Genomic DNA, 3,334 nt, shown 5'->3' with positions numbered 1-3,334 from the left:
GATTTAACAAATATCTCATTGTCCTTATTTTATAATATAACTAAAATAAACAAGATGCAACAAAAACATAAAATTAACAAACTTAATTTTATAGATTTTTTTGTCGCATCTTGTAACAACTAAATATTCAAAATATTTGTTCATTCCACTTCAACAATATTAGGTTCTATATTTATTTTTTTAAATTGATATGTTGTTTCATATTTTATTTTATATTTATCATTTTCAGTAGGTGCTTCTGATAAATCGATATATAACGAAATATCTTTTTTATTTAGCTTACTTAAATCTTCTGTTGATTCTACAACAACTTGAATATCTCCAGTAGAAATTATACTTGGATTGTCCATATTTGCTGGAATATTTCTTAACATAATATCTTCTGGACTATATACAAACTCAGCACTTAATTGTTTTGTTTCATTTAGCTTTATAGTTATAGAGGTATCATCAATAGTTATTCCTTCTGGAATCTCTAGACTCACCTCTTTTTCTTCTCCATTAGCTAAATCAACTAAATCAATAGGTTTTGTCTTAATATAATTTATTTTGTCTATATTTTCTTTTTTACCTTTTATTGTAACTTCATCTTTACTTAATTTATAATTTTTCAATGTATTATTATCTTGATTATTATCCTTTAAATCTACTCTTATTGGTACAGTTTTTTCTTTTAATAATTCTACACTTGCTGTTACAGAACTTGAACTTAATGTCACACCTTCAACCTTAGTTCCATCACTATTTAAAGGTATTAAATCCAATTTTTTAGAGAAATCTTCTGTCTCGTTGCCGACATTTAGATTAGCTCTTACACTTTTAACTTCTTTAACTAAACTCATCGGACCCGATATATCGACATAATTTTTACTTAATTCAATATTATCTATATTTCTTTTTGAATTCCCACTTACTTCTACCTTTATATCTCTTTTTTCTTTTATATTTTTCTCAAGATTTACTATTAAAACATCATGCTTAAATTCTAAAGTAACACCTTGAGGAATATTTGCTTTTAAATATACTTCCTTCTTACCTTGTATTGGGTCTTCAACAGTTCCATACACATGTATATCCTCTTTTTTAACTTTTTGTACCTTTGATAAACTACCTTTTATATACACATCTGCTGTTAATTTTTCGTCTGGATATATAACAAGATTTTTATCATTTAAATCACTCATATTACTTATAGATACAGGTATATCTTCAAACCCTCTAGTTTCTTCAGGGTCAACTACAGCCATAACATACATCCATAAAGCAATTGCACTTAAAAATGATATTATTTTTATTTTGGTATTATTTTTTAGTCTATTTATCATTTAAATATACCACCTTTGAAAAAACTTCTTGTTTCTGTATTCGTTTTTAGATTACTACGTAATATATTCATCATTCTTTCTCTAGAAATATCTCTATATAACTTACCAGCTTTAGCAATTGATACGCCTCCAGTTTCCTCTGATACAATCAGCGTTATACAGTCAGAGACTTCACTTACACCTATTCCAGCTCTATGTCTAGTACCTAAATCTTTGCTTAAGTCCTTACTCTCTGTCAACGGCAAGAAACATGCAGCAGCCTTTACCTTAGAATCCCTAATTACAACAGCTCCATCATGTAATGGTGTATTTGGTATAAATATATTTATCAATAATTGCCTAGAAATTTCGGCATCAATTATAGTTCCTGTATTTATTATATCACTTATTCTGGTTTCTCTCTCCATTATGATAAGAGCTCCTATTTTTTGTCTAGAAAGTGAATATAAAGCTTCTACAATCTCTTCTATAGTTCTATTAAGAGTTTCTTCTGAAGTATTTACATTTTTTCCAAATAAATTAAACTTCGCTCTTCCTATATGTTCAAGTCCTGCTCTAAATTCTGGCTGAAAAATTATAAGAGCTGCTATAACTCCATAATCCAGCGCCTTAAGAGATATCCAATAAACGGTATGCAATTTAAAAGTGTTACTAAGTTGAGTTGCTAGCAAAAGAAATATTATACCTTTAAATACTTGTTCTGCTCTTGTGTCTTTTATAAACATAAATATTTTGTAAAAAATATATGCTACTATGGATATGTCAATTAAATCATATATACTCATTCTTAATATTATATTAAAAAATTCATTTAAAAAAGAATTTATATCTAACACAGTTTTATCCTCCTGTTCGATAACTTCTTAATTATTTACACTATGTATTATACTATATAAATCTAACTCTATACAAACTATTTAACTTTTGTGTAAATAATTCTATTTTTATAGATTGAGATTGTTAAATAATCTCTAAATACATTAAAAATATTGCTCATAAAATATATATTTTCTATTAAAGTTAAATCTAGTTTAAATAATTCAAATCATCAAGGCGCGAATACAAAATAGTACTCGCGCCTTGATGCAATTTTATACTATAAAATCTATTTCAAAATACATATTATCTTTCAATATATGTTCACTACAATAAATTTAATAATCTATTTATTAATTATATAAAATTGTAACATTATTTTTATTAATATTATATTGGTAATATTATTTTTATCTTATACCAATAATTTCCCTTATAAATAATTTATATCAACTTCTATTAATATCTTATTATGTATCTTTTCTAGAAATTATCTTTTATAATAAAAATAATTAAAACAGCTTATCTATTTTCAAAGTCATACATATATTACTTATAAGTATAACAATTCATTTAATACAATCTACAAACACCATATTATCAAGCACTTAGAATATCTAGTATTTCATAATATATTTCATCGTTCTTTTTCAGTATAAGAAATTAATTTATGAATTTAAATAGTATTCTAATGTCTCAGTACTATAAAGTATACAGTATAATGTATATGAGCCTATTTACTAATAATTAAGTCTATGCAATAAATCTTTCTATAAACTTCTTGTAGACTATTATACATTACCATTAATATGATTACAATATTAATGAATATAATGTAACTCTTATATAATTTGATATTTATAAATAAAAAGACACAGGTGACATGCATGTATCCTGTGTCTTTTTAAACAATATAAAAGTTTACTATAAATATAGTAAACTTTTCTTAATGAGCGCACAGGGATTCGAACCCCGGACACACGCCTTAGAAGGGCGTTGCTCTATCCAGCTGAGCTATGCACCCAAATTATTATGGAGCGGGAAACGAGATTCGAACTCGCGACTTCAACCTTGGCAAGGTTGCGCTCTACCACTGAACTATTCCCGCTTATTTAATTTGGCGACCTGGAAGGGGTTCGAACCCTCGACCTCCAGCGTGACAGGCTGGCATTCTAACCAACTGAACTACCAGG

The 3,334-nt window shown here is 26.8% G+C and carries 2 protein-coding genes and 2 tRNA genes; all 4 read right to left on the bottom strand.

Annotated features, from left to right (window positions below; all coding sequences use genetic code 11):
• Positions 1 to 140 precede the first annotated feature (140 nt).
• Positions 141 to 1,325, bottom strand: a complete 1,185-nt coding sequence (locus KGF52_RS20615) for a CdaR family protein (RefSeq protein ID WP_227841462.1) — start codon at positions 1,323 to 1,325, stop codon at positions 141 to 143.
• Complete coding sequence (cdaA, locus tag KGF52_RS20610; protein ID WP_227434523.1) at positions 1,322 to 2,161, bottom strand: diadenylate cyclase CdaA; 840 nt, start codon at positions 2,159 to 2,161, stop codon at positions 1,322 to 1,324. Before cdaA ends, KGF52_RS20615 begins: the two co-directional genes overlap by 4 nt.
• 930 nt (positions 2,162 to 3,091) lie before the next feature.
• Positions 3,092 to 3,165: transfer RNA gene (locus tag KGF52_RS20605), tRNA-Arg, on the bottom strand.
• A gap of 9 nt (positions 3,166 to 3,174) precedes the next feature.
• Positions 3,175 to 3,249, bottom strand: a tRNA-Gly gene (locus KGF52_RS20600).
• Positions 3,250 to 3,334 lie beyond the last annotated feature (85 nt).

This window comes from Clostridioides sp. ZZV15-6597 (genome assembly GCF_020657815.1).
Lineage (GTDB): Bacteria > Bacillota > Clostridia > Peptostreptococcales > Peptostreptococcaceae > Clostridioides.
The sequence above is the reverse complement of the archived record's forward strand: the minus strand, read 5'-3'. Positions and strand labels throughout refer to the sequence as shown.

What these genes read in the sequence shown, in the direction of transcription:
- KGF52_RS20615 (WP_227841462.1), bottom strand. Translation starts at nt 1,325, where the DNA reads ATGATAAATAGACTAAAAAATAATACCAAAATAAAAATAATATCATTT.